Here is a 23,708-nt window from a genome sequence, read left to right as displayed (position 1 = left end):
AAGTCTGTTGAAAATCAGCCGTTAAAATAAGCTTAAAGAATAAAGAGATGTAAAAGATAGGCAGACATAAACATGCCTAATACAAAAAATAAGCATGAGATGCTGTCTAACTGGAAGCGTTTTCCAAGTTGATGTTCAACTTGTTGTATATTTTCTTCTTGCACGATTTTCATGGAAAGCTCTATTCCGATTTATTTATCGTTAATTCCTATTTGTAATTTGCATTTTTATCATAAAAAATTGATTAAATAAAGTACTAAATAAAAATATGTAATTAAAATATTTATTTTATCGAAATAAATATCGCACTTATTCTCAGCTTCTTATCAATCAAGGGCTGGACTGTATAAAAAGCTTAAAAATTAACCATAAAATATAATCAGCGGCGTATTTTAAAAGATAAGATTTTGAATTTAAAATTGTGGATAAATGTATTTTATTTTGAATTTAAAAATATTAAATATAATGTTTAACTGTGGATAAATATAAAGCATCATTCGAAACCAGATAATAAAAAACCGACATAAAAAAAGCAGCTAAATCGTGATATTGATCATCACAATATTGAGCTGCTGTTTGTAGCTTACTGTTTTTTAGAATGAATATTGACTTGAATCCACAGATTGCCTCGAATAAATTGCCCAATCTGGAAGTCTTTATAGGCTGTATTCTTTGTTGCAATACGGATCAGGGTTGCTTCCTGATTGTCATCATGAATTAAGGCCACATCATAAAGCGTGTAGTCTTGCTCCATAAAGGACATTGACGTTTTACCGACAATATTACCCTGGAACCAGGCTTCATCTTCTTGGCCCATATTTTCGCCATAAAGATAAGCCACCATTTTTGAGAAATCGACGGTAACGGGTTCTTTATCATCTTCCGATTGAGGCTCCCAGGCATCAATTTGCTCTTGCAAATTGGCAGGGGCAACGCCGTCATTGGCTGCTAAAATATCATTTAAAGCACGATGGTGCTTAATCGAAGCAGGATCATCGACCACCAAGTGTTCATGGTCTGAAACAGCTTCAAGTTCATACGCCCATGCATTTAACTGAGCCAGATAGGTTTGACCTTTTTCATAGTGGTCATGATTCACGCTATAGAGGGTATCAAAGGCATAAACAGTGGTATTTGCACCTAGGTTTAAGCGTAAAACAGCCTGAGTATTGGATTTACAGCTAATAATACGTTCAATTTTGGCCTCAACTTTATACGGGCCTTCGAAACTTGGAAATGCAGTTTTCACCGCTTGTGGCTTGTTATTTTCAACCGCAATCACTTGATTTATTTGTACTGCTGCTTTCTTTGGTCCTTGAATGAGCCATGTGGTTTCATCCATGTCACATTCTTCGGCACACAAACCCATTGGCATAACCGGTGCATTCAGCGCTAGACCAAGCCACTTTGGTACATCTGTCGTTGGATTATCTGTGAGTAAATTCCAGTGTTCAACATGGCTGCCAAAGTTTTGATCTTCAATGGTGATAATTTCTGGTCTATTCTGATTTTTCATATTCACAATTGATGTTGGGTTGTATTTGTATATTAAATCGAGGGTTATTTTAAAATTTCAAGTCATCTGGCTAAATTTAACCATCAAATTATGAGAAAAGTGCTCAATACCCAGACTAAGAGCTGTTTGTATTAGAAAACCTATGTATAAAAATCAGGTGCATCTCATTCAAATATCAGGTAGGGAATTGACGCAATAGATTTATCCATCCTCTTGTCATATGAATTTGTTAAACTAGGTCTTAATATTTTCTTGCTATGGATGCTTTGTGCTGCCATTTAAACTTTGGGTCGATGCAGATGCATTACCTAAAATTCTACGTGAAGTCATTATTCGCGCTTCAGATCGTTATCAGTTAGAAGTCACTTTTGTCGCCAATCAAAATGTCGGGATTACTCCTTCAGTTCGAATCAACTCCATTCAGGTGATGAGTGGGGCGGATGCGGCCGATAAAGAAATCATAGATCGCATGAAAGAGCATGATATTGTGATGACACAAGATATTCCGCTTGCAGCTTTGGTGATTGAAAAGGGTGGTATTGCAATTCATCCACGCGGTGAGGTTTATACCACGGCAAATGTAAAAGCCCGTCTGCATTTACGTGATTTTATGGATTCCTTACGCGGTGCTGGAGTAAATACCGGCGGGCCACCGCCGATTTCTGAACGTGACAAACGTGAATTCTCCAGTTCACTCGATCAAACCATTCAAAAACAAAAACGTAAAACTGCACAGTAAACCGAGTCAATTATGCCCTCTAAAGCCAATATTGTTTCAACCTATGCCTTATTGGTATTTATTTGGGCTACGACACCACTGGCAATTGTGTGGAGTGTTTCTGACCTGCATTTAATGTGGGCATTGGTGCTACGGTTTTTTATTGCCTTACCCCTTGCAGTGGTGTTATTGGTGATTTTAAAGATTAAATTTCCCATCGACCAAACCTCTTGGCATAGCTATTTGGCTGGGTCGTTTAGTTTAATCGGATCGCAGATTTTCACCTATATTGCAACCAGCTATTTAAGCTCAGGCATTATTGCCCTGATGTTTGGTTTGGCACCGATTATGGCGGGTCTGATTGGACGCTTTGGCTTTAAACAGCGTTTAAGTCGTTTACAGTGGCTGGGCATGTTGATTGCAGTTGCAGGCTTGGCCATTATTTGTTTTGGCGGTGAAAATCAACATATCAACCCCATTGGTATTGGCCTCATGTTGCTGAGTGTATTTACCTATGCCTTATCGATTTTTTGGGTCAAGAAAGTGAATGCGAATATTGATCCTGTGGCACAGGCAACCGGTTCCATTTTCGTATCAACTGTAGCTGCAATCTGTATTGTGCCTTTTATCTGGCAATATGCACCCACCCATATTCCTAATGCCAAGTCGTTATTGGCACTGCTTTATGCAGTGGTCATGGCCTCACTGATTGCCATGTTCTGCTATTTCAAATTGGTGCAAAATATCCAAGCGACAACTTTGTCCTTAACCACGGTACTGACCCCGATGATTGCTTTATTTATTGGTGCGGTACTGAATAACGAGTCATTGTCGGCAATGGTTTTTGTCGGGGCATTTATTTTATTGTTTGGTTTATTTGTCTATTTTTACCGTGACCTTAAGGCGAGTCGTAAGCTCGCCCACAAGATTAAATCGGGCACTTAAATTTTTAATCTTTAGTCTTGCTCACGGTAATACATTCGCTCAGTTTCACCCGATCTTGTGGATGTAAGGTAATGAAATAGGCGCCAGTACGGAATTTACCATTCTCTTCAGCTCGGCTATAAACCACTTGTGCAGTTGCTGCAATATGAAAGAAATTTTCAGGGTGGCTTAAGGTCACATGAATATAGGTTCCTTCCTGAATTGGATGCTCATTAAAGAAACTGAACCCGGTTTCTGAAAAATTGACGTTTTCAGGGACGGGTAACATGGATTGTACAATTGCATCGTACAAAGAACCGGTAATAAGGTTTAATTTTTGATTGAATAAGGATAAGATTCGAGCAATTTGTTGATCTCTTTCAGATAATTGTTCTAATTCGTAGTTTATTGCGTGATCAAATTGATCTAATTCTGCGAGTAGTAGAAAATAGCGTGGCAGTACAAAGTTAGGATCGTAAGGGTCATTAAATGCGACATCATCAGAAATAATCTGATAATTAATTCGCAAGGCAGCATCTATACGCGACATAACGCGACGTTCCATGTTGCCGCTTTGATGCTGTAAATTTTCCATAATTATTCCTCGGACTAAATGGTATGTTTAAACCAATCTCGCTGTATATAGGGTTGAGATATACTCGCGCACGGCGTAGTAACCACTTTATTTCTTTTATTGCTCTGGTTTCTATGATCGGCCTCACATTAGGTGTAGCCGTCCTCATTACAGTCTTATCTGTGATGAATGGCTTTGACCGAGAACTGAAAAACCGAGTCTTAGGAATGATACCTCAAGCTACTGTTTCTTCAACACAAATTTTAACAAATTGGCCTGAACTTGCAAAAAAAGTTGAACAACATGAGCATGTTAAAGGCGTAGCACCATTTACCCAGTTACAGGGGATGCTTACAGCGCAAGGACAAGTGGCCGGAATCATGGTCACGGGGATTGAACCTTCATATGAAAAGAAAGTTTCGATCATCCAAGATCACATGATTGCAGGCAGTATTGATAGTCTGAAAAAAGGTGAATTTGGCATTGTTTTAGGTAAACAAATGACCGATTCACTGGGTTTAGGCTTAAATGACAATATTACTTTAGTCCTTCCAGAAGCAACCCCATCACCAGCCGGTGTAGTGCCCCGTTTCAAGCGTTTTAAAATTGTCGGAATTTTCAGTATTGGGGCAGAAGTCGATTCAATGATGGGCTATATCGCCTTGAATGATGCCTCGACCTTATTACGCTTGCCCGATGGTGCTCAAGGTGTCCGTTTAAAACTGGATGATATCTTCCTTGCACCTGAAGTAGCGGATGATATTGTCAAAGACTTGCCAAGCAATTTCTATGCATCGAACTGGACGTTTACCCATGGTAATTTGTTTAGTGCCATTCAGATGGAAAAAGCTATGGTCAGTTTGCTTTTATTCCTGATTGTTTTGGTAGCGGCATTTAATATCGTGTCATCACTGGTGATGGTGGTCACGGATAAAAAATCCGATATTGCGATCCTGCGTACCCTGGGTGCTTCACCTGCGACCATCACTCGAATTTTTATGGTGCAAGGAACCATCATCGGGGTGATTGGTACCGTTTCAGGTGCCATTCTCGGGATTATTTTTGCTTCAAGTATTAGTAGTGTGATTGGCTGGCTCAATACCACATTTGGGCTGAACCTGTTTGATGCTTACTTCATTAATTACTTGCCTTCTTATTTGCGCTGGCAAGATGTGGTTGTCATTGTGTGTTTATCATTACTTTTAAGCTTCCTTGCGACTATCTACCCAGCTTTGCGTGCTGCGAAAACTCAACCTGCAGAGGCCTTACGTTATGAGTAATATTGTCCTCGAAGCGAAAAATATCTCGAAAAGTTTTACTGATGGCAAAACCACAGTAGAAGTGATCAAGGACTTGTCTTTACAAGTTAAAGCAGGTGAGTTTGTTTCGATTGTCGGTTCAAGTGGTTCGGGTAAAAGTACCTTGTTGCATGTGTTGGGTGGTCTGGATTGCCCTACAGCAGGACAAGTCTTTTTAAACGGCAAGCGCTTTGATAATCTGGGTGAAGCTGAACGGGGTTATTTACGGAATCAGCATTTGGGTTTTGTTTACCAATTCCATCATTTATTGCCTGAATTTACCGCCTTGGAAAATGTCGCAATGCCGCTGATGCTACGGGCAGGAACCAACTATAAGCAGTCGAAAGAGCAAGCAGAATACTTGCTGAATCGCGTCGGATTGTCGCACCGTATGACCCATAAACCGGGCGAGTTGTCTGGTGGTGAACGTCAGCGTGTGGCTTTGGCGCGTGCTTTGGTGGCTAAGCCTGAACTGATGCTGGCCGATGAGCCGACGGGGAACTTGGACCGTAAAAATGCAGTGAAAATTTTTGAACTGCTCAGTGAATTACGCAGCGAATTCAATATGGCGATGCTGATTGTGACCCATGATGAACAATTGGCTCAAACCGGTGATTCGATTTTGCATATGCAAGATGGTGTCTGGATTGATGCTTAGACACTGATCGACAAATTAAAAAATTGATTGAAGCTCACTGCGGTGGGCTTTAATATTGCACAAAATAAAAAAACTTATAAAAATAATGATTCAATTAATCTGTGTGGGCTGGATCATCGGTATTGCGAGCATGGGAAAAACTTTTCCATTTTTGCAGTCTTTACTGATTCCTTGTATTGCTCTTTTCATTCTGTTCTTGCTTTTAAAGCTCACTATTTTAAAACAAGCTCACTCTTTGTGGTTTAAATTTTTACAGCTCTGTATAGGATTCAGCCTGGGCATTACGCTTGGCTATAGTTATGCCTATCATCAACTCAATGACCGTTTACAGTTTCGAGAGAAGCAGGCTGAACCAGTTGAAGTAGTTGTTCATGTTAAAAACATCAATCAATTGGGCGATCAAACGATACAACAAAAAATACAGGTGGTGAATCGACATGCTGAAGTTGTGCAATGGCAGGCATTTTTAAAACATGAAATAGATGCTCATCATCAACTTGTACTTGAATTGGGTCAATATTATCGTTTGCAGGGGAAACTTCTGCCGGCGCATAGCTATGCAACGCAAGGTGTTTTTGATCAAGAGCAATGGTATGTCCAGCAAAATATTATGTCGGGCTTTAAAGTGATCTCGGTACAAAAGCTGTCTGAGCAAGATATTTCTGCTTTGGGGTATGGTCGATATGTAAGGCAACAGCATTCTTTTTCAAATCAGATCCAACTGTGGATGGAACAACAACGCCTAGCGCTACGAAATTTTATTGATCAGTAGCCTGTAAAGCATAAAGGGCTACTTTTGGCTTTATTAACAGGAGATAAAAGTTTACTCAAACCCGAAACTGAACAGTTATTTCAGCGCTTTGGCATGAGCCATTTGCTGGCAATATCAGGACCACATGTGCTGATTTTTGCGTTATTAGTATGTTGGAGCTTGCATCAACTGATTTGCCGCTATTGTCCAAAAGCTTATTTAAAGTGGCCAAAGCAATATCTATTGATTTTGCCTTTTTGTATTTGCGTGCTGTTGTATTGTGCTTTTGTGGGGTTTGAAATTCCAGCCCTCAGAACTTTGCTCACGTGCTTATTGATCAGTGGATTTGTACTGTTCCAACAGAAAGTTCAACCTTTAAGTATTTTGCTGTTTAGTGCTTCAATTTTATTAATATTTGATCCGTTTAGTATTTTATCGGCTGCGTTCTGGCTGTCCTATGGCGCATGCTTTGTGCTGTTACGTATTTATCAAACTGTGCAACAGCAAAGTAATACGGAAGAAATTAAGACCAAGGTTCGGGTGGTTAAAACCCAAGTTAAAATTTTAATCGAATCACAGTGGAAAATCTTTCTGGCCTTATTTCCATTAATGCTGGTTTTCTTTAAACAGGTAGCCTGGATTACGCCATTGAGCAATTTATTTGCTATTCCATGGATTGGTATTGTGATTGTTCCCTTAGATGTGATCGCGGCGTTGTGCTATTTTATTTTTGAGCCTTTGGGAAGTCTGATTTTCCAAATCAATGATGGGTGTATTTCAGTTTTACTTATCTTCATGCAGGGTTTAGATCATCTTTTTTCACCCACACTACAACCGATGGCGATGAACATTTGGGTGTTGCTGAGTTTATGCCTAGGTTTAGTGATTCTGTTTTTACCGTGTGGTGTGGTACCCAAAACCTGGTCGGTATTATGCTTTGTGCCTTTAATAATGATTGATTCAAGTCAAAATGAGTTTGAGTTGACAGTATTGGATGTCGGGCAAGGACAAGCGATTTTTATCCGTGATCAAGAACAGACGCTGATGATTGATACGGGTGGAAATTATGATGAAGCTAAATTTAGCGTAGGCAAGCAAATCATTTTGCCTTTTTTATCGGTGAATGGTGTGGGTGAGTTGAACCAACTGATTTTGACCCACTTGGATCAAGATCATAAAGGAGCTTATGAGTCAATCAAACATGATTTACCTATCAAGACAGTATATTCAAATGAACAGGTTGAGGTCACTGATTCCAGCCAGTTTGATTATTGTCGTCAAGGTCAAAAGTGGCATTGGAGCGATCAAGTTGCTCTTAGCGTTTTGTCACCCAAAGCAGAGCAGTTGGGAAATGCTAAAGATGAAAAAAATGAAATGTCCTGTGTGGTTTATTTACAGGTAAAAAATGCCCAACCTTATCAAAATTTTTTACTGATGGGCGATGCCGGTTGGCCAACTGAATATCAGATTTTACAGGATTATCCAGACTTGAAAGTCGATGTTTTAGTTTTGGGACATCATGGCAGTCGACATAGCTCTGCCTATCATTTTTTAAAGCAATTGAATCCAAAACTTGCGGTGGCGTCAGCAGGCTTTAATAACAGCTATGGACACCCAAGCGTGGTTGTTGAATCCTGCTTGAAAGAGTTAAAAATTCCGCTCCTTACCACGATAGAACAGGGCAGTATTCGTTTTTCCAAACACAAAAGCATCATGGCTATTGAATTTGAACGTGACTCAAAACAATGGTTAAAGCCCTAAGCTATTTCAGCCTGAGTCGCTTTCGCTCGAACTTCTGCAACCAATTTGAGTGCTTCATCTGTATTTAAATGATAAATATTTTCTAGCTCTGGATTGGCTTTAAAGCGCTTATAACTCCAGTGATAATGTTCTGGATAACGGCGAATTAAATTTTCGATGGCTTCGAAAATAACACCGGTACCATCATTGGCATTGCCTTGGTAAATACGATCATCAATAGGCTCGATGTGCATATCAAAACCATGATTATCATTACGCAGCGCATATAAAAATAAAGTTTTGGCTTTGGTTTTTTGAATCAGTTTGGCGCTCAAATTACTGGTGGCCAGAGGAATCCCAAAATAAGGAATCATTTCTCCACCCACATTCGGGGTATGGTCTGGCAAAATCACCGTGGTACCACCTTGTTTTAGCGCTTTAAAAATTTGTCTTACCCCGGATTCATCGGTAGGCACCAAATGAGCTTGTTCACGACTCCGGGCTGCACGTACAAACTGATCAGCAGATTCATTTTTGACCGGTTTATACAGAATGGTCATTTGGGTGAATTGAGCCAAGTAGGCATTCATGATTTCCCAGGTGCCAAAATGAGGGATAATCAGTACCAAACCTTCAGGTGCTTTGAGCGCATCTTGAAGCAGTTGTTCACCGCTAATGGAATGAATACGTGCAATATTCTTATGGTTATCTGCACCCCAAATGCTAAAAAATTCAAAATATGAAGTCAGCTCATTATGAATTGCCTTTGGAATAATCTGCTCATGTTGTTCAGCTGTTAATTCTGGCAAAGCAATTTGAAGATTAAGGCGAATCGTATCTGAGGTTTTTGACATTTTTAAAAAATTGACGAGACCAGCTAACATTCGAGCGATAAATCTAGAAATTTGAATCGGTTGGCGGCTTACAAATTTCAGTAAGCGGTATGTATTATCCGTTGGAGTATTGTGAGTCATTGCCTATCGTCAATGTATGTAAAAAGTCAAAAAGTGCAAATATTATAGGCGAAAATAGATTGTTTAGGCAGATTTGTATGATTCAGTGTATATAATGAGTTCAATTTAACTCATCCTTGGATTATTTTCCATGTCCGATTGGCCACCAAAACCAGAAAATGAAGTTCAGAATACACAACATAACTCGCAAAACATCACTGGCAAAGAATGGCATATTTTAGAAAAAGCTGTTTTAGCCTCGGTAGAAGAGCAGCGCCGTGCACGTCGTTGGAGCATCTTTTTTAAATTTCTCACTTTTGCTTATATCCTTTTTATTTTAGTGGCCATGGCAAAAAGTTGCAGTACCTCATCCACTGATCCAACGGCAACGACAAGTTCGCATATTGCGGTAGTGGATATTATTGGCACCATTGCTGCAGATAAACAAAGTGTCAATAGCACTGATACAGTCAAAGCCTTAAAGAAAGCCTTTGAAAGCAAACAAAGTAAAGCTGTGGTTTTAAATATTAACTCACCAGGGGGGTCACCGGTTCAGTCGGATGAAATCTGGCAAGAAATCCAATATTTGAAAAAAGCACATACCGGTAAAAAACTGTACGCAGTGATTGGTGATACCGGTGCTTCAGGTGCATATTATATCGCTTCTGCTGCCGATGAAATTATTGTCAATCCATCCAGCCTAGTCGGGTCTATTGGGGTAATTATGCCGAACTATGGTGTGAATGGCTTGATGAAAAAGTTGGGTGTTGAAGACCGTACCATGACTTCAGGTGAAAACAAAGCATTGCTTTCCATGACTCAACCGGTTGATCCTGCACAAAAAGCACATGTACAAGGCGTACTTGATAATGTCCATGAACATTTTATCAATGCAGTAAAACAGGGTCGTGGTAAGAAGCTGAAATCTCAAGATCCAGCAATATTCTCTGGTTTATTCTGGACAGGCGATCAAGCAGTGAAATTGGGTATTGCAGATCGTACTGGCAGTTTAAATACGCTGAAGCGTGAATTAAAAGTGGAAAAAGCAGTGAATTACACCATTGAATATAATCCTTTCGATTCGGTACTTGGACGTATCGGAAGCGCTATCGGTCAAGGTTTTGCGACTTCACTTTTACAACAAGTGCAATCTGAACAAACGACCAAATTACAATGAAGCCATTGATCCATTTTGCGCACGCCAATGGCGTGCCATCAAAAGTCTATCAAAAGCTGTTTGATTTGCTGAAAGACGAATATGACGTTATTTATGTACCATTGCTTGGGCCAGATAAACGCTACCCCATTGATAACCATTGGGAAAGCCTGACCAATCAAGTCATTGACAGTATTGTACGTCAAGCCCAAGGTCGTCCAGTGATTGGACTCGGGCATTCGTTGGGTTCTGTACTGACCTTTCAGGCGGCATTAAAGCGTCCTGAACTGTTTGAGCAGGTGATTATGATTGATCCGCCCTTAATTATGGGCAAAGACGCATTTGCTTTGCACGTGGCCAAAACCTTAAAGCTGAAAGCCGTAGATAAGATGTCGCCGGCATCTTTATCCTTACGTCGCAGAGATCATTGGGAAAGTCGTGAACAGGCAGCTGAATTGCTTCGTCCTAAAGGCTTTTATCAACATTTTGATGAAACCTGTTTCCAAGCTTATATCGATCATGCTTTAACGGAAGACAAGGTGCGAGGCGGTGTGGAGCTGACCATTTCCAAAATGGATGAGGTAAATATCTTTAGAACCAATCCATCCTTATGGTGGCTGCCGCAGCCGAAACCTCAAGTGCCTGTCCAGCTGGTGATGGCTGAAAAAGGGCCATTTATTGGGCGCGGCTTTCCGCAAATAGCGAAAAAGAAGTTTGGTATTCCTTATACGGTTGTTCCGGGAAGTCATATGTTTCCACTTGAAAAACCGATCGAGACTGTAGAGTTAATTAAGCAATTGATTCAACAGCAGTCAGCCTAATTTCTGAGGCAGTTGATGAATAGAAAACCAAGCAATAAAAAACGCATCCGAGGATGCGTTTTTTATTGCATAAAATTCGGCTTAAAGCTTACAAAATTGAACCGGTTCCTGCATCGCTTGACCACGGAACAATACACCTTGTTCAGTATATTGAACTGTTCCTGTACAGATCCATTCCACCACTTGCGGGTAAATGACATGTTCAAGTACATGAACCCGGTTCGCTAAAGAAGTTACATCATCATGCAAATTTACTTTTAGTACACCTTGAGCTAATGCCTGACCGGCATCCAGCTCAGCAGTCACATAGTGGACTGTACAGCCATGCAGTACATCACCCGTGTTGAGTACACGTTGATGAGTATGCATGCCTTTGTAATTTGGCAAGAGAGAAGGGTGGATGTTGAGCATTTTCCCTTCCCATGCTTTGACAAACTTGGCACTCAAGATGCGCATAAAGCCTGCAAGAACAACCAAATCAACATCCCAATCCAGTAATTGTTGATGCATCACATCATCAAAAGCTTCACGATTCGGATATTGTTTATGTTCAATAACAGCAGTTTGAATTCCTGCTTTTTTAGCACGTTCTAAAGCATAAGCTTCAGGCTTATTGGAAATCACCCCAACAATTTGACCTGATAGATTGGCATCAATCAGGGCTTGCAAGTTACTTCCACTGCCTGAAACGAGGACAGCAATTTTGATCATGTGCTGTTCTTTATGCAAAAATTACGCGAATTTTTTCATCAGCACCGGCAACAGATTCAGCATTGTCTTGGATATGACCCATCGTCCATGCTTTTTCGCCAAGACTTGTGAGCAATTCAACAGTTTTGTCAGCTTCACTCGCATCAACAACAATCACCATGCCTACGCCACAGTTAAATGTGCGGTACATCTCAAACTGTTCAACACCGCCTTCACGTTGAAGAAGTTTAAACAATTCTGGCCATTCCCAAGATGCTTCATTCACGACAGCTTGAGCACCGTTTGGAAGTACGCGAGGTAAGTTGCCTGGTAAACCGCCACCAGTGATATGTGCCATTGCGTGAACATCAACTTGTTTGCAAAGTTCAAGCAATGGTTTTACGTAAATGCGTGTAGGTTCCATTGCCACGTCGGCAAGTGGGCGACCATCCACGATTTGTGTTAAATCAACGTTTTTCACGTCTAAAATTTTACGAAGTAAAGAGTAACCGTTTGAATGAGCACCTGAAGAGGCCACACCAATCAATACGTCACCAGCTTTAACTTTGGTTCCATCAATAATTTTGCTTTGCTCAACTACACCCACGCAGAAACCTGCAAGGTCGTAATCTTCACCTTCATACATACCTGGCATTTCAGCAGTTTCACCGCCAACCAATGCACAGCCTGCAAGCTCACAACCTGCACCAATACCTGTCACGACATTTGCAGCGACATCCACATTTAAGTGACCAGTTGCATAGTAGTCGAGGAAGAATAATGGTTCAGCACCACATACAAGAAGATCGTTTACACACATTGCAACCAAGTCTTGACCAATCGTGTCATGACGGTTCAAATTGAGTGCTAAACGTAATTTTGTACCAACACCATCTGTGCCAGATACGAGAACAGGTTCTTCATAACCTTTAGGGATTTTACAAAGAGCGCCGAAGCCGCCTAATCCGCCCATGACTTCAGGACGTGAGGTACGCTTAGCGACAGATTTGATTCGATCGACAAGTGCGTCGCCCGCTTCAATGTCGACACCCGCATCTTTATAGCTTAAACCAGTGTTTGGGGAAGTTGAGTTGCTCATAATGAAGTCTCCGCATTCGCGCCGCGATTATACCCGAATATACGAAACTCTTATGTTATTTATGCGCTAAAATGCTATCTTTATTCAAATATTTTACTTTCTATAACGAATAAACCGAAAAAAGGCGAATTTGCATGGTGGATCGTACCTTACGTCGCATTTTTATACTCTCAGGAATTGCATTAATCCTTTGGGTTTTGTATCTGCTTAAACCAGTGGTATTACCTTTTATAGCCGCATTTTTGGTGGCTTATTTATTTAGCCCGTTGGTGGATAAACTTCATAAGATCGGTTTGCCACGTTGGTTGTCCATTAGTATTGTCTTTGTTGGCATTGGCGTGGTTCTTACCTTGGCAATGTGGTATTTGGTACCCCTCGTTTGGCAACAGCTGATGTATGCGCGAGACAGTATTCCAGCAGGAATTCATTGGTTAAATTACACCTTTTTACCTTGGGTGTCGCAAACTTTTAGTGTCGATCCGATGGAAATCGATACACAGCAAATGTCGACTGTGGTCATGGAATATATTCAGACCAACTATAGTGCTGATAGTATTCAGGCAATGTTGTTAAAAGTCGCTCAATCGGGTCTGAATTTCATACAAATTGGCGGAACGGTTGTTCTGATTCCAATTATTGCATTCTATTTCCTATTAGATTGGGATCGTATGCTCGAGAGTTTCCGTCGTTTAATCCCTCGTCCTTATGAGAAAAGTACTTTACACATTGTAGGTGAATGTCACAGCGTATTAGGTGCCTTTGTTAAAGGTCAGTTTTTGGTGATGTTCCTGCTCGGTACGGTATACGCAGTCGGCTTACAAGTGATTGGTCTTGAAGTGGGACTGATTATTGGAATGGTGGCGGGACTGGCGAGTATTATTCCCTATTTAGGATTTGCTGTTGGGATTATAGCTGCTGTCATTGCAACACTATTCCAGTTTGGTATTGATTGGATGCAACTGGTCTTGGTGGGCGTTGTCTTCATGATTGGCCAGGCTATTGAAGGTTATGTTCTGCAACCTTTCTTACTCGGTGATAAAATTGGTTTATCTCCTGTGGCAGTGGTCTTTGCAGTATTGGCAGGTGCACAGCTTGCAGGTTTCTTGGGAATGTTGATTGCTTTACCGGTTGCAGCGATTATTGTCGTACTGTTACGCCATGCACGCGACTGCTATGAGAAGAGCCGTATATATGGACACTCTTCCGTGATCATACAGGATACTGGAGCAGGATCAATTTCGATTGAAACGGATCAGCTAGATGTCGATATTGAATTGAAAAATCAAGAATCAAAATGTCTGCAAGATGCTGAAAAATCGAGTAAGATTGAATTGATAGACAATAAAAAATCTTAAGGTCAAAACACATATATGCGTCAACTGCAATTAGATATAGAACCTCAACTGGATGCCCGAATTAGTGATTTTTCGGGTCCGAGTTGGGGGCATGTTATTGATGCAGTTCGACAGCTTCATGCCGGTTTAATAAACCGTTTTTATGTGTATGGTGGTGCGGGTTCAGGTAAAAGCCACTTGCTTTCTGCCATTTGCGATTCTTATTTAGAGGTAGGTAAGTCTGCAATTCAAGTCTCATTACTGGAATTGCTTGATGCGCCAACTGAAGCAATTACCTCATTAGATCAATATGATCTTGTGGCATTGGATGATATCGAAGCCATTAGTGGTGTTCCACATTGGCAAAAAGCAGTTTTTCATTTAATTAATTATAATAATGAAGGTGGCGGGCAGTTAGTTTTCTCTTCTCGTGTTGCACCCATTGAATTGAAGCTTGAACTTCCGGATTTACAGTCACGTTTGACTCAAGCGGTGAGCGTTAAAGTACCGACAGGGAGTTTATATGCAGATCGCTATGCGCTAGTAATATCTGTATTAACACGTCGCGGAATTCACATTGATCAACAAATTATCGATTATTTGTTGCTGCATGGGCCTCATCAAACCTCTATTTTATTACAAACTTTAGAACAATTAATTCAGCTGTTAAAAGGTGAAAAAACAAAAATCAGTCATGCCAATTTAAGACAAATTTATGCATTAATTGATGAATATCGGTAAATAATAAAAAATCTTGAGTAATTACTCTAGCTGTGACAAAGTACAGCAAAATAATTCGATGTTGCAGGGAATGTGCAACTTAAGAATAAAAAAGATAAAAGAATATAAGGAGAAAGATATGCTCAAACGGGGCATAGGCATAGGGATGCTGTGTCTAGCAGGACATGCTTATAGTGCAGAAATCACCGTCACCATTACAGATGATATCACCAAAGATGATAGTGAATGTTCATTGCGTGAAGCCATTGAATATGTCAATAAAGGTATGCCTGAAGCAGGTTACATGGGTTGTGGTGGTAAAAATGCTTTGTCGACAATTCTATTAGACAAACAAAAAATTTATACCCTGAATGCTAAAGTTGATGTGAAAGCAAGTCTGGCCTTAAAAACTTATTATGATACCACCGTGACTGAAGAAGCGATTGCGGGCTTGAATAATGCTGTCATTAAAATGGCAGGCAAAGATCAAATTTTTAATATTGACCATGATCCGAAAGATTTAGCTTTGATCACCATCAAAGAAGTGAGCTTTGAAGGTTGTAACAAAAGTATTTGTGCCGAAAAAGGTGGGATTTTCTATAACAATGAACGTTTGGTCTTGCAATATGTCAAACTCTCTGGTGGTAACGCACGTTTAGGGGGGGCAATTTATAATGTCGGTGAGAGTAGTGCAACACAAAACTATATTAGCGAAGTGTCTATCAGTGACAGTATTGTGGAAAACAATACAGCCGTCACAGGCGCAATTTTGTATAGTCAACGACCGGCCTTTACACTGAATAGTGTTGTCTTTAAAAATAACAATACCACTTCAGATGCGGCTAATATTTTTAGTGAAAAACCGATTGCTGATGTTGCTCTGCTAAACGATAAAAATATAAATAAACTCAGCAATAGTACATTTTTAAATAACAGTGGTTATATCATTAATATTCGTGACGGTATTGCTGTAAATAATGTGACGATTGTAGGTAATCAGGCAGGTGTACAATTCGATTCACAAGAAGGCTACGGTTATCTTGCCAACAGTATTGTGGTGGGAAATGGTAGCGGCACGAATTGCCAATTTAACGCAGATGATAAGACGTTAATACAAAACAATTTAGTGGAGAGTGAGTGTAAGAGTGGCGATACCAAATATCCAAATGAATTTTGGGATGGTAGCAAACTTTTTGCCGGTAACAGTAGTGAAGGCAGTTGTAAATCGTTAATTGAAGATCCAGATGCTTTACTGTGTCCATATAGCACACCGAAAAATACCTTCTTGGGATATATTCGCCCGCGTATTTTACTCAGTGCTAAAAATATGTTTGATACCTTGATCTTAAATAAAGGTCGTCTAGATTTGTCATTAGACAGCACACAGTTGATGTGTGAAACCATGGATCAACGTAATAAAAATCGAACAACGGATAATAGCTGGTGTGACCGTGGCGCAATTGAAATTATTGTACCGAGCTCTAAATCGCGTATTGGACAAGATTTAAAAGTCGGTGAAGTTGCTAAGCTAAACATTTTAGAATATTTGGGTGACAGTGACTTATACCCAAAAGAAAAATGCGAAAGCTTACTTAACATGAAAAATCCAGCAGGCGGTGAATGGCAAGATGGTTGTGCCTACATCGATCAAACTTTAACAAAGTCAAAAGGAACCCTGACTTTAGATATCGATGGTAATTTGGTTTATACCCCAAATGGCAATTGGCATGGTGCAGATATTTTTAACCTTCAAATTGTCACGTCATCGACACATTTCAATGAAAACAAAAAATATATGGTGCTTGAAGACTATATGGTGCAAGAACCGAACAATGAATTTGAAGATAAATCTGTAAAAACCTCGGGTGGAGCGTTCGGATTCTTCGGCTTATTTGCTGTATTGGGACTGGTGGGTATACGCCGCTTTAAAAAATAAGAAAAAGGGAAAAGTGATGCACACTTATAAAAAAGGATTGCTCTGTGTCATGGTTTTATCTGCAATGTCATTGATGGCAGCTGAAGATAGAACTATTTATGTCACAACATTTGCAGATGAAAATGGTGAAAATGCTAGTGCCTGTTCATTGCGTGAAGCGATTATCACGGCAAAGAAAAATGCAGCTTATGGCGGGTGTACACCAGGCAATACGGTGTTTGGTCAAACTGATTATATTCAACTTGAAGCAGGTAGATATAAATTGGATTCAGAGTTAGCGCCTGAATCGATGGTAATTATTAGCGGCGCATCGCGTGAGAATTTTAAAGAAAAGAATAAATTAACCCAGACCTATCCAGCACTGGAAGGTATTAAAACCATGATTAGTGGTGAAGGTCGTACACGAATTTTTAACACCAGTAAAACTGAAATTAGCTTTACCCTCAATAATATTCAGCTTGAAAATGGCTATGCTGGTACTCAGGCTGGGCAAAATGGTCGTGGTGGTGCGGTACTGATTGGCGGAGATTTAATCTTCAAGAATGGTGCGATTGTCAATTCTAAAGCAGAGGTTGCAGGTGGTGCAATTTATAATGTTGCATTGAATAGTGAAAAGAAAATATCTATTAATGGCAGTTTAATTCAAGGCAACACTGCAGCAAAAGGCAGTGTGATCGCGATGGACTGCTACGGCAATTTGGACGATACCAAACCAGTCGTTTATTTTGAGCGCAACAGTATTATCAACAATGGTTCAAGCAGTAGTTTAAGTGCTTTTGATTTCTGTGGTTCAGCAAAAGTTGATTTAATTACCAATACCATTGCGCAAAATAAAGCCAGCACCAGCAATGGTAGTATTCTACGTATGGTTACAGAGGGCTTAAATCGATTAAGTCCTTTTTCAGATATTAAAATAACCAGTAACACCATTGTCGAAAATGAAGCGTACAGTACTTTGCTCTACGATGATAATGGCATAAAATCAGTGTCTTTTAATGTGCTAGCTTATAATCAGGGTGGTAAATCATGCCGTTACTATTCTGGTAGCGGTGTGCCAAAAGAAAATATCAAGTTTTTTTTGGCAAAAAATGCGTTGAATTTAGGTACGGGCGTAGATCAATGTATGCTACCGAAAAGCACTTTAGATACTACAGTAGAAAACTCGAAAAATATTGATGTATCGACCACAAGTTTCTCAACTCTACTTTCTGAGCTGATCCCTGCATCCCCATATAACATGTTCTTGCCGCTGTATTATCCACGTAACAATCAAACAGCGACGGATTTAATCGATGTGAACAGCAGTGGTTGTAGTGATTATGATCAACGACTTCTAGAACGTGCTGATGATACAGTTTTACAATTAAATCCCGATCTACAAAGTAGTTGTGATATTGGTTCTGTTGAGCAAATGAACCTAGCGGCTGTTGATATCACTGATCTTAAAAATTCATCTTTGGTGACTTTGCTAGACTACTATCAGAAAAATATTGATGAGCTGAGAGAACTAATTACTGAGAGTACTGAAAAAAAAGAAGATGTTGAAGATTTTAAGGAAGAGTTAGCGAACTTCGAAAACCTGCTTAAATACACCAAGCAGTACCAAAAATATCGTGCGATTTATTTTAATCCGTTTGAGCTTGCGATTGCAGGCGAAGAGCGTGTTCCAGGCAGTAAAAATGAAGAATATCGAATTAAAGTATTAGATACTAAGCATTACGATATTATTGCAGAGCCTTTTGGGATTGGCGTACTGACCGTTAAAGATGGTCAGCCGGTACTAAATGGTTCAATGGATGATTTAAAGTGTGAGTGGAAAGCCGATCTGAAACGTATCATGATCTACCGTACCAGCGGTAATCTGTTAGAAAATGGTGATAGTGCATATTGTAAATACACGATTAAAGAAAAAGCTGGCACAGCACAACAGTCATCAGGCATTTTAAAAGTCAGCTTTACCAATATTGCACCTGTTGCGAAAAATGATGTCTATAAACTCGATGCCAGTAAAAACTTAACAGTCACGGTAAATCCAGTTGAAAACGACAACGATGATGGTGATGGTACCGCATCTGATTTACCGGAGAAGAAGTCAGCGTTTCATAAAAATGAAGCAGGTCAAGACATTCCTATCCGCTTTGCTGTATTACCTGCAGGCTTAAGCATGAAGGCAGAATTTGAAGGTCCTTGTCCAGAAGCCTATATTCGTGATACCTGCTATGGTGGAAAAATTGAATTTACTGTCAAAAATGCGTTTAGCCAGTTTGATTATCCAATCGACTATGCAGTTTTTGATGCCGAAGGCGCGATATCAAATACAGCAACATTGTTATTGAAAAATACAGCAAAAGACACCAACTCAAGTGGTGGTGGTGGATCATTTGGTATTTATGGTCTATTGGCACTTATTGGATTAGGTCTGTACCGACGTAAAATGAAATAAAACTAAAAAAGCCTCGAAAGAGGCTTTTTTATGGGTACTGTTGAGTATTTTGAGCATTAATGATGAGTAATATTGGGCTGTTGCAAATATTTAGTAATGTATTCATCACGAATAGCGGGTCTTTCTTCAGCGGTCGCTTTTTGCATACGGCTGCCTAAATCTTTACGCTCTTGGCTACTCATTTTTTGCCAGGTTTCTCGCATTTTTTGCTTTTCTTGCTCGGGTAATTGGGTAAACCAATCCATACGCTGATGTAAGGTTGTACCTTGTGCTTCAGGTAATTCCTTTAGTGATTGATAACGCTGAATAAGTGCGCGTTGTTCGGCATCTGACAGAGTTTCCCACGTTTCTGTCAATTGAGTGTCCGCATCTTTAGAAAAAATCCAAAAACGTTCAAAACCAGCGAAACTGGTTTGTAGAAATCCGAGTGCACAAAAAGCAAATGCTAATCTTTTAGCTGCCATGTGGAACTTTGTCCTCGCCTAAAACCATTAACATCTCCAAATCTTCAACCATTTGGGGTGATAATTTTGGAGTAACTACAACTTGATTCTGAGGCTTGTCAGCCATTTCAATAGAATTTGGGAAGACCACGAAACCTGCAATTGCCGCAGCCAGTGCAAATCCTGACATTTTCCAAAGTCCGTAACGGGAAGTGTCCCGGTCTTGAATTTCTTCAATAACATGATTCATCACAACAGGTTTGTCTTTATGATGTTGTGCGAGTCCATCGAGTTTGGAAGTAACTTGTTTTAAGAAATCATCTTGTTTCATTCGGATGACCCTCCAGAATATGGATTCAAATGTGCCAACGAGTCCCTAAGACCTTGAATAGCACGGTGATAATGCGTTTTTACACTACCTTCACTGCATTCCATGATTTGTGCAGTGGTGTGTGTATCAAAACCTTCCCAAGCACGCAGCATAAAAGCTTGTTGCTGCCGAACCGGAAGTTTAGAAATGGCTTCCTGTATTTCTTCGGCAGTCACGGCTTGATCAAGAAAATCGAATGGACTGGGGGTACTTTCATCGACAATATCATTCAGTTCAATATCATCGTCATCGAGACTAACCTTTTTAAAAAATGAAAAAGGTTGCGCTCGACGGACTTCTTTTCTACGCCAGTCTTGTAGTTTATGGTTCAAAATGGTGTAAAACAGGGGATACCATTCATCAGTCGGTTTTTCGGCATATGTTTTATGCAAGGAAATAAATGCTTCTTGCACTAAATCCATCGCAATGCCTTGTTGACCTTGAGTGGCACTCTCCATCATGACTAAGGCACGTCCAGTCACATCCTGCATGAAAATTTTCAGGCGTTGTTCAGCCGTACTCTTCAGAGTACTCAAATTTTCCGCGTGAGACTGTTTTGGTGCTGAATCCATAGAGATGGAAAATCCTGTCATTGGATACCCACCATTATTTCCATTTTCATGTATATATAACGTTGGAAATAATGGTTTGGTTGACAAAAAAACTTATTATTTTTCTAGTGTAATCTATTTTTAAACATCAACGCGTGACGGTTAAAATAAAGTAACGAAAGAGAAAGGATTATAAACGCTGACGAACCATTTCAAAGAAACAGACCGAACCGGCAATTGCAACATTCAAGGATTCTTGTCCACCAGGCTGCGGAATAGAAACTGCTTCTGCATGTGCAAGGGCATAATCAGAAACCCCTTGACCTTCGTTACCGAGGATCCATACACAAGCTTTCTTTAAGTCTTTTGAATATAAACTTTCTGATTCATGTGAACTGGTGACATACACAGGAATTTTAAATTTATCTAAAAGATCTTCTAGGGCAATATTTTCATAGGTATGCAATGAAAAATGTGCACCCATGCCTGCGCGTAATACCCGTGGTGACCACAGTGATGCTGAACCTTTGGTACACACAATTTGTTGAATACCGGCTGCAGCCGCAGAGCGAATTAAAGTGCCGACATTGCCTGGATCCTGGATATTTTCCAAAATTAAGGTATCTGCCGTGAAGTCTAAGGCATGGCTTGAACTTGGTAAATCAACAATGGCCAGGCAAGCGAGTGTCGTACCTAATGTGCTTAAATCTTTATATAAAGATTCACTAATCACAAATACCGCACCTTGGTATTGTTCTGCAATAAGATCGAAATCTGGGTGAGCTAAAGCATGTTCAGTGGTGAAAATAGATTTAATTTTTCGATCTTCTGCCAGCCATGAAAGACATAAATGCGTGCCTTCAAGTACAGTTTGACCTTGTTTTTTACGATACGAGTTTTGATCAATTAAGCCACGTAAGTGCTTAATTTTAGGATTATCTTTTGATTCAAGAAAAATAGTAGGCATGGGAGATTAAATCCACGGAAGTAAGCAGTAAGCACTTACTTCCGCTATAAAAAATTAATTATGGTAGTGAGTAACTAAGTCAACTTCGTTTTTAGAACCAATGACAACAGGAATACGTTGATGCAGTTCAGTCGGTTGAATCTCAAGAATACGTACACGACCCGTAGTAGATGCACCACCAGCTTGTTCCATCAACATACTCATTGGATTTGCTTCATACATTAAACGAAGACGACCGGCTTTTTTTGGGTCTTTGGTGTCGTATGGATATAAGAAAATACCGCTGCGGCAAAGAATACGATGAATATCACCCACCATACATGCGACCCAACGCATGTTGAAGTCTTTGCCACGTACTGAAGTTTTACCGTCTTGCAGTTCACCAATATAGCGTTTTACTGGCTCTTCCCAATGACGTTGATTTGATGCATTGATAGCATATTCTTTGGTATCAGCAGCCACTTGAATATCTTTAGACGTTAAAAGAAATTCTTGAGTTTCTGGGTCGAAAGTAAAGAATACAACACCCGCACCTACGGTAAGCGCCATCATGGTCGATGGACCATACAATACATAACCCGCAGCTACCTGGTTTGTACCTGCCTGCATGAAGTCCTCAGCTTTGGTCACTGCATTTTTAGCAGGCAAAATTGAGAAAATTGTGCCAACACACATATTGATGTCAATGTTGCTTGAACCATCAAGTGGATCGAACAATACCAGAAATTCACCATTTTCTTGTGCAGGGGTAAATTCATCGAGTTCTTCTGAAGCCAAACCACCCACATGAGGATGAACTTTTAAAGCATCGATCAAGTAGTCATTCGAAATGACATCCAGTTTCTTTTGTTCTTCGCCTTGTACGTTTTCGTGTTGCGCACTACCCAATACACCCGCCAAAGCTCCTTTTTGTAATAACTGATCAATGTCTTTGCATGTATTACCAATTGTTTCAATAACTTGAGCAAGTTCAGGTGTTAAATTCCCTGTTTTTTGTTCTAGAAATTGGGAAAGGGTGAGGTATGACATGACAGGAAAACTCCAATTAGAAAATGATAAAAAATTATCAAAAGAATATGGGGACTCATTTTAGATGAGAACGCAGCAAAAGGACAATTAAACTCGACTATTTGTCGCGATTTTACTCTTGTAAGTTTTGTGGAAAATGCTATGTTGAGGAACAGAGGGTATTAAAAATCGTGATAGGAGCACAGTTATGACAACGCAAAAGTTTGATGCGACTCCAACGCCAAATGAAGCTATGAGTTTAGATGATATTTCTGAAGAGAAAGTGAAAGAAGCGTGGAAAGCTTATGAAGCAAAACCAGAATATAAAAAATTCAACAAGCATGATCTCATAGAATCCATGCACAGCTCGAAAGATGAAGTTACAGAATCTGAAAAAGCTTAAACCATAAAAAAGCGCTCAATCAATAAGTTGAGCGCTTTTTTATTCAAGCCATTATTTTAATAATGGTGGAACAGCTTCGTAGTTCAGTTCTACGCGGCGGTTTTCTTTCCATGCATTTTCATCATGATCTGCATTAATCGGCATTTCTTTACCATAGCTTACGGCTTCCAATTGAGTTGCAGCAACGCCATTGGTAATCAGGAAGCTTTCTACCGCTTTCGCACGACGTTCACCCAAAGCCATGTTGTATTCACGTGTACCACGTTCATCCGTATGACCGGTTAAAGCCACTTTCGAATTTGCATTGGCAACAAGAAATTGTGCATGTGCTTGCAGAGTTTGATAGTCTTCGTTAGAAAGATCGCTGCTGTCATAGTCAAAGTGAACCACACGTTTTGCCAAGAATGCTTTATTTGCTGCAGTTACACCTTTTGAAGAAGCACCTGCCAGGTTTTGCGCATTTAGAGCCGCATCTTCACTTAAGCCCTCAGTACTTACTGTACTTGCTTCAGTTGGATTTTGACCTGCTTGAATTTCAGCAGCAGGTTTACGGCTGGCACAACCAGTCATCACTAATGCTGTTGCAAGAACAGGAAGGACCAATAATTTAACTGCTTTCATCTTTATCTCCATGA

The 23,708-nt window shown here is 40.0% G+C and carries 23 protein-coding genes and 1 pseudogene; 12 read left to right on the top strand and 12 right to left on the bottom strand.

Going from position 1 to position 23,708, the window contains the following annotated elements:
* Window positions 1–32 precede the first annotated feature (32 nt).
* Window positions 33–173, bottom strand: coding sequence for a hypothetical protein (locus tag HLH18_RS08290; protein WP_171535093.1), 141 nt, complete (start codon window positions 171–173; stop codon window positions 33–35).
* A gap of 410 nt (window positions 174–583) precedes the next feature.
* A complete protein-coding gene (locus tag HLH18_RS08285) occupies window positions 584–1,516 on the bottom strand; it encodes a hypothetical protein (RefSeq protein WP_171546453.1) in 933 nt (310 codons plus the stop codon).
* A 268-nt stretch (window positions 1,517–1,784) separates the two neighbouring features.
* Here HLH18_RS08285 and HLH18_RS08280 point away from each other — a divergent pair, with 268 nt between their 5' ends.
* Window positions 1,785–2,255: a YaiI/YqxD family protein gene (locus HLH18_RS08280; protein WP_067863637.1), complete on the top strand. Its 471-nt coding sequence runs from the start codon at window positions 1,785–1,787 to the stop codon at window positions 2,253–2,255.
* A gap of 12 nt (window positions 2,256–2,267) precedes the next feature.
* Window positions 2,268–3,179, top strand: a complete 912-nt coding sequence (locus HLH18_RS08275; RefSeq protein ID WP_171546452.1) for a DMT family transporter — start codon at window positions 2,268–2,270, stop codon at window positions 3,177–3,179.
* Between the two features lie 4 nt (window positions 3,180–3,183).
* Here the strand turns inward: HLH18_RS08275 and HLH18_RS08270 are convergent, their stop codons facing one another.
* Window positions 3,184–3,753, bottom strand: coding sequence for a PilZ domain-containing protein (locus HLH18_RS08270; protein ID WP_171546451.1), 570 nt, complete (start codon window positions 3,751–3,753; stop codon window positions 3,184–3,186).
* Window positions 3,754–3,776: 23 nt separating this feature from the next.
* On the opposite strand from HLH18_RS08270, the gene HLH18_RS08265 reads away from it, so the two are divergent.
* The 3 genes and pseudogenes from HLH18_RS08265 to HLH18_RS08255 all read left to right on the top strand — a co-directional run bounded on the left by HLH18_RS08265 (window position 3,777) and on the right by HLH18_RS08255 (window position 8,200).
* On the top strand, window positions 3,777–5,012 hold the full coding sequence (locus HLH18_RS08265; protein ID WP_171546450.1) for a lipoprotein-releasing ABC transporter permease subunit: 1,236 nt from the start codon (window positions 3,777–3,779) through the stop codon (window positions 5,010–5,012).
* The gene (gene lolD, locus HLH18_RS08260; protein ID WP_131291405.1) at window positions 5,005–5,688 is read left to right on the top strand and encodes a lipoprotein-releasing ABC transporter ATP-binding protein LolD; all 684 of its coding nucleotides are present in this window, start codon (window positions 5,005–5,007) and stop codon (window positions 5,686–5,688) included. The genes HLH18_RS08265 and lolD overlap by 8 nt, the downstream gene beginning before the upstream one ends.
* Before the next feature lie 85 nt (window positions 5,689–5,773).
* Window positions 5,774–8,200: pseudogene (locus tag HLH18_RS08255) on the top strand (DNA internalization-related competence protein ComEC/Rec2).
* Here the strand turns inward: HLH18_RS08255 and HLH18_RS08250 are convergent.
* On the bottom strand, window positions 8,197–9,153 hold the full coding sequence (locus HLH18_RS08250; RefSeq protein ID WP_171546449.1) for a lysophospholipid acyltransferase family protein: 957 nt from the start codon (window positions 9,151–9,153) through the stop codon (window positions 8,197–8,199). The pseudogene HLH18_RS08255 and the gene HLH18_RS08250 sit on opposite strands and share 4 nt — an antisense overlap.
* 130 nt (window positions 9,154–9,283) lie before the next feature.
* Between HLH18_RS08250 and sppA the strand changes: the two genes are divergently transcribed.
* Window positions 9,284–10,309 carry a signal peptide peptidase SppA gene (gene sppA / locus HLH18_RS08245; protein ID WP_171546448.1) on the top strand — a complete coding sequence of 342 codons (1,026 nt, stop codon included), beginning with the start codon at window positions 9,284–9,286 and terminating at the stop codon, window positions 10,307–10,309.
* Window positions 10,306–11,109 carry an alpha/beta fold hydrolase gene (locus tag HLH18_RS08240; protein ID WP_171546447.1) on the top strand — a complete coding sequence of 268 codons (804 nt, stop codon included), beginning with the start codon at window positions 10,306–10,308 and terminating at the stop codon, window positions 11,107–11,109. The genes sppA and HLH18_RS08240 overlap by 4 nt, the downstream gene beginning before the upstream one ends.
* An 81-nt stretch (window positions 11,110–11,190) precedes the next feature.
* Here the strand turns inward: HLH18_RS08240 and purN are convergent, their stop codons facing one another.
* Both purN and purM read right to left on the bottom strand, forming a co-directional pair.
* Window positions 11,191–11,820, bottom strand: a complete 630-nt coding sequence (purN, locus tag HLH18_RS08235; protein ID WP_171546446.1) for a phosphoribosylglycinamide formyltransferase — start codon at window positions 11,818–11,820, stop codon at window positions 11,191–11,193.
* A gap of 10 nt (window positions 11,821–11,830) precedes the next feature.
* Complete coding sequence (gene purM, locus HLH18_RS08230) at window positions 11,831–12,898, bottom strand: phosphoribosylformylglycinamidine cyclo-ligase (RefSeq protein ID WP_171529117.1); 1,068 nt, start codon at window positions 12,896–12,898, stop codon at window positions 11,831–11,833.
* Between the two features lie 134 nt (window positions 12,899–13,032).
* Between purM and cxpE the strand changes: the two genes are divergently transcribed.
* The 4 genes from cxpE (at window position 13,033) to HLH18_RS08210 (ending at window position 19,331) form a co-directional block, all read left to right on the top strand.
* The gene (gene cxpE / locus HLH18_RS08225) at window positions 13,033–14,253 is read left to right on the top strand and encodes a chloramphenicol efflux transporter CxpE (RefSeq protein WP_171546445.1); all 1,221 of its coding nucleotides are present in this window, start codon (window positions 13,033–13,035) and stop codon (window positions 14,251–14,253) included.
* Window positions 14,254–14,268: 15 nt separating this feature from the next.
* The gene (gene hda / locus HLH18_RS08220) at window positions 14,269–14,973 is read left to right on the top strand and encodes a DnaA regulatory inactivator Hda (protein WP_171546444.1); all 705 of its coding nucleotides are present in this window, start codon (window positions 14,269–14,271) and stop codon (window positions 14,971–14,973) included.
* Window positions 14,974–15,091: 118 nt separating this feature from the next.
* A complete protein-coding gene (gene rbtA / locus HLH18_RS08215) occupies window positions 15,092–16,888 on the top strand; it encodes a rhombotarget A (protein ID WP_171546443.1) in 1,797 nt (598 codons plus the stop codon).
* 16 nt (window positions 16,889–16,904) lie between these two features.
* Window positions 16,905–19,331 carry a CSLREA domain-containing protein gene (locus HLH18_RS08210; protein ID WP_171546442.1) on the top strand — a complete coding sequence of 809 codons (2,427 nt, stop codon included), beginning with the start codon at window positions 16,905–16,907 and terminating at the stop codon, window positions 19,329–19,331.
* 56 nt (window positions 19,332–19,387) lie between these two features.
* Here HLH18_RS08210 and HLH18_RS08205 read toward each other — a convergent pair whose 3' ends face one another.
* The 5 genes from HLH18_RS08205 to HLH18_RS08185 all read right to left on the bottom strand — a co-directional run bounded on the left by HLH18_RS08205 (window position 19,388) and on the right by HLH18_RS08185 (window position 22,691).
* The gene (locus HLH18_RS08205; RefSeq protein ID WP_171546441.1) at window positions 19,388–19,795 is read right to left on the bottom strand and encodes a DUF3106 domain-containing protein; all 408 of its coding nucleotides are present in this window, start codon (window positions 19,793–19,795) and stop codon (window positions 19,388–19,390) included.
* The gene (locus HLH18_RS08200) at window positions 19,785–20,105 is read right to left on the bottom strand and encodes a hypothetical protein (RefSeq protein WP_131291381.1); all 321 of its coding nucleotides are present in this window, start codon (window positions 20,103–20,105) and stop codon (window positions 19,785–19,787) included. The genes HLH18_RS08205 and HLH18_RS08200 overlap by 11 nt, the downstream gene beginning before the upstream one ends.
* On the bottom strand, window positions 20,102–20,716 hold the full coding sequence (locus HLH18_RS08195; RefSeq protein ID WP_171546555.1) for an RNA polymerase sigma factor: 615 nt from the start codon (window positions 20,714–20,716) through the stop codon (window positions 20,102–20,104). The genes HLH18_RS08200 and HLH18_RS08195 overlap by 4 nt, the downstream gene beginning before the upstream one ends.
* Window positions 20,717–20,885: 169 nt before the next feature.
* On the bottom strand, window positions 20,886–21,662 hold the full coding sequence (locus HLH18_RS08190) for a TrmH family RNA methyltransferase (protein WP_171546440.1): 777 nt from the start codon (window positions 21,660–21,662) through the stop codon (window positions 20,886–20,888).
* 54 nt (window positions 21,663–21,716) lie between these two features.
* Entirely contained in the window at window positions 21,717–22,691 is a 975-nt protein-coding gene (locus HLH18_RS08185; protein WP_171546439.1) for a class 1 fructose-bisphosphatase, read from the bottom strand.
* Window positions 22,692–22,878: 187 nt separating this feature from the next.
* On the opposite strand from HLH18_RS08185, the gene HLH18_RS08180 reads away from it, so the two are divergent.
* The gene (locus tag HLH18_RS08180) at window positions 22,879–23,073 is read left to right on the top strand and encodes an NF038105 family protein (RefSeq protein WP_171546438.1); all 195 of its coding nucleotides are present in this window, start codon (window positions 22,879–22,881) and stop codon (window positions 23,071–23,073) included.
* Between the two features lie 51 nt (window positions 23,074–23,124).
* Here HLH18_RS08180 and pal read toward each other — a convergent pair whose 3' ends face one another.
* On the bottom strand, window positions 23,125–23,694 hold the full coding sequence (gene pal, locus HLH18_RS08175; RefSeq protein ID WP_171546437.1) for a peptidoglycan-associated lipoprotein Pal: 570 nt from the start codon (window positions 23,692–23,694) through the stop codon (window positions 23,125–23,127).
* Window positions 23,695–23,708 lie beyond the last annotated feature (14 nt).

This window comes from Acinetobacter sp. ANC 5414 (genome assembly GCF_013004295.1).
Lineage (GTDB): Bacteria > Pseudomonadota > Gammaproteobacteria > Pseudomonadales > Moraxellaceae > Acinetobacter.
This window is presented reverse-complemented; position numbering and strand designations above follow the sequence as displayed.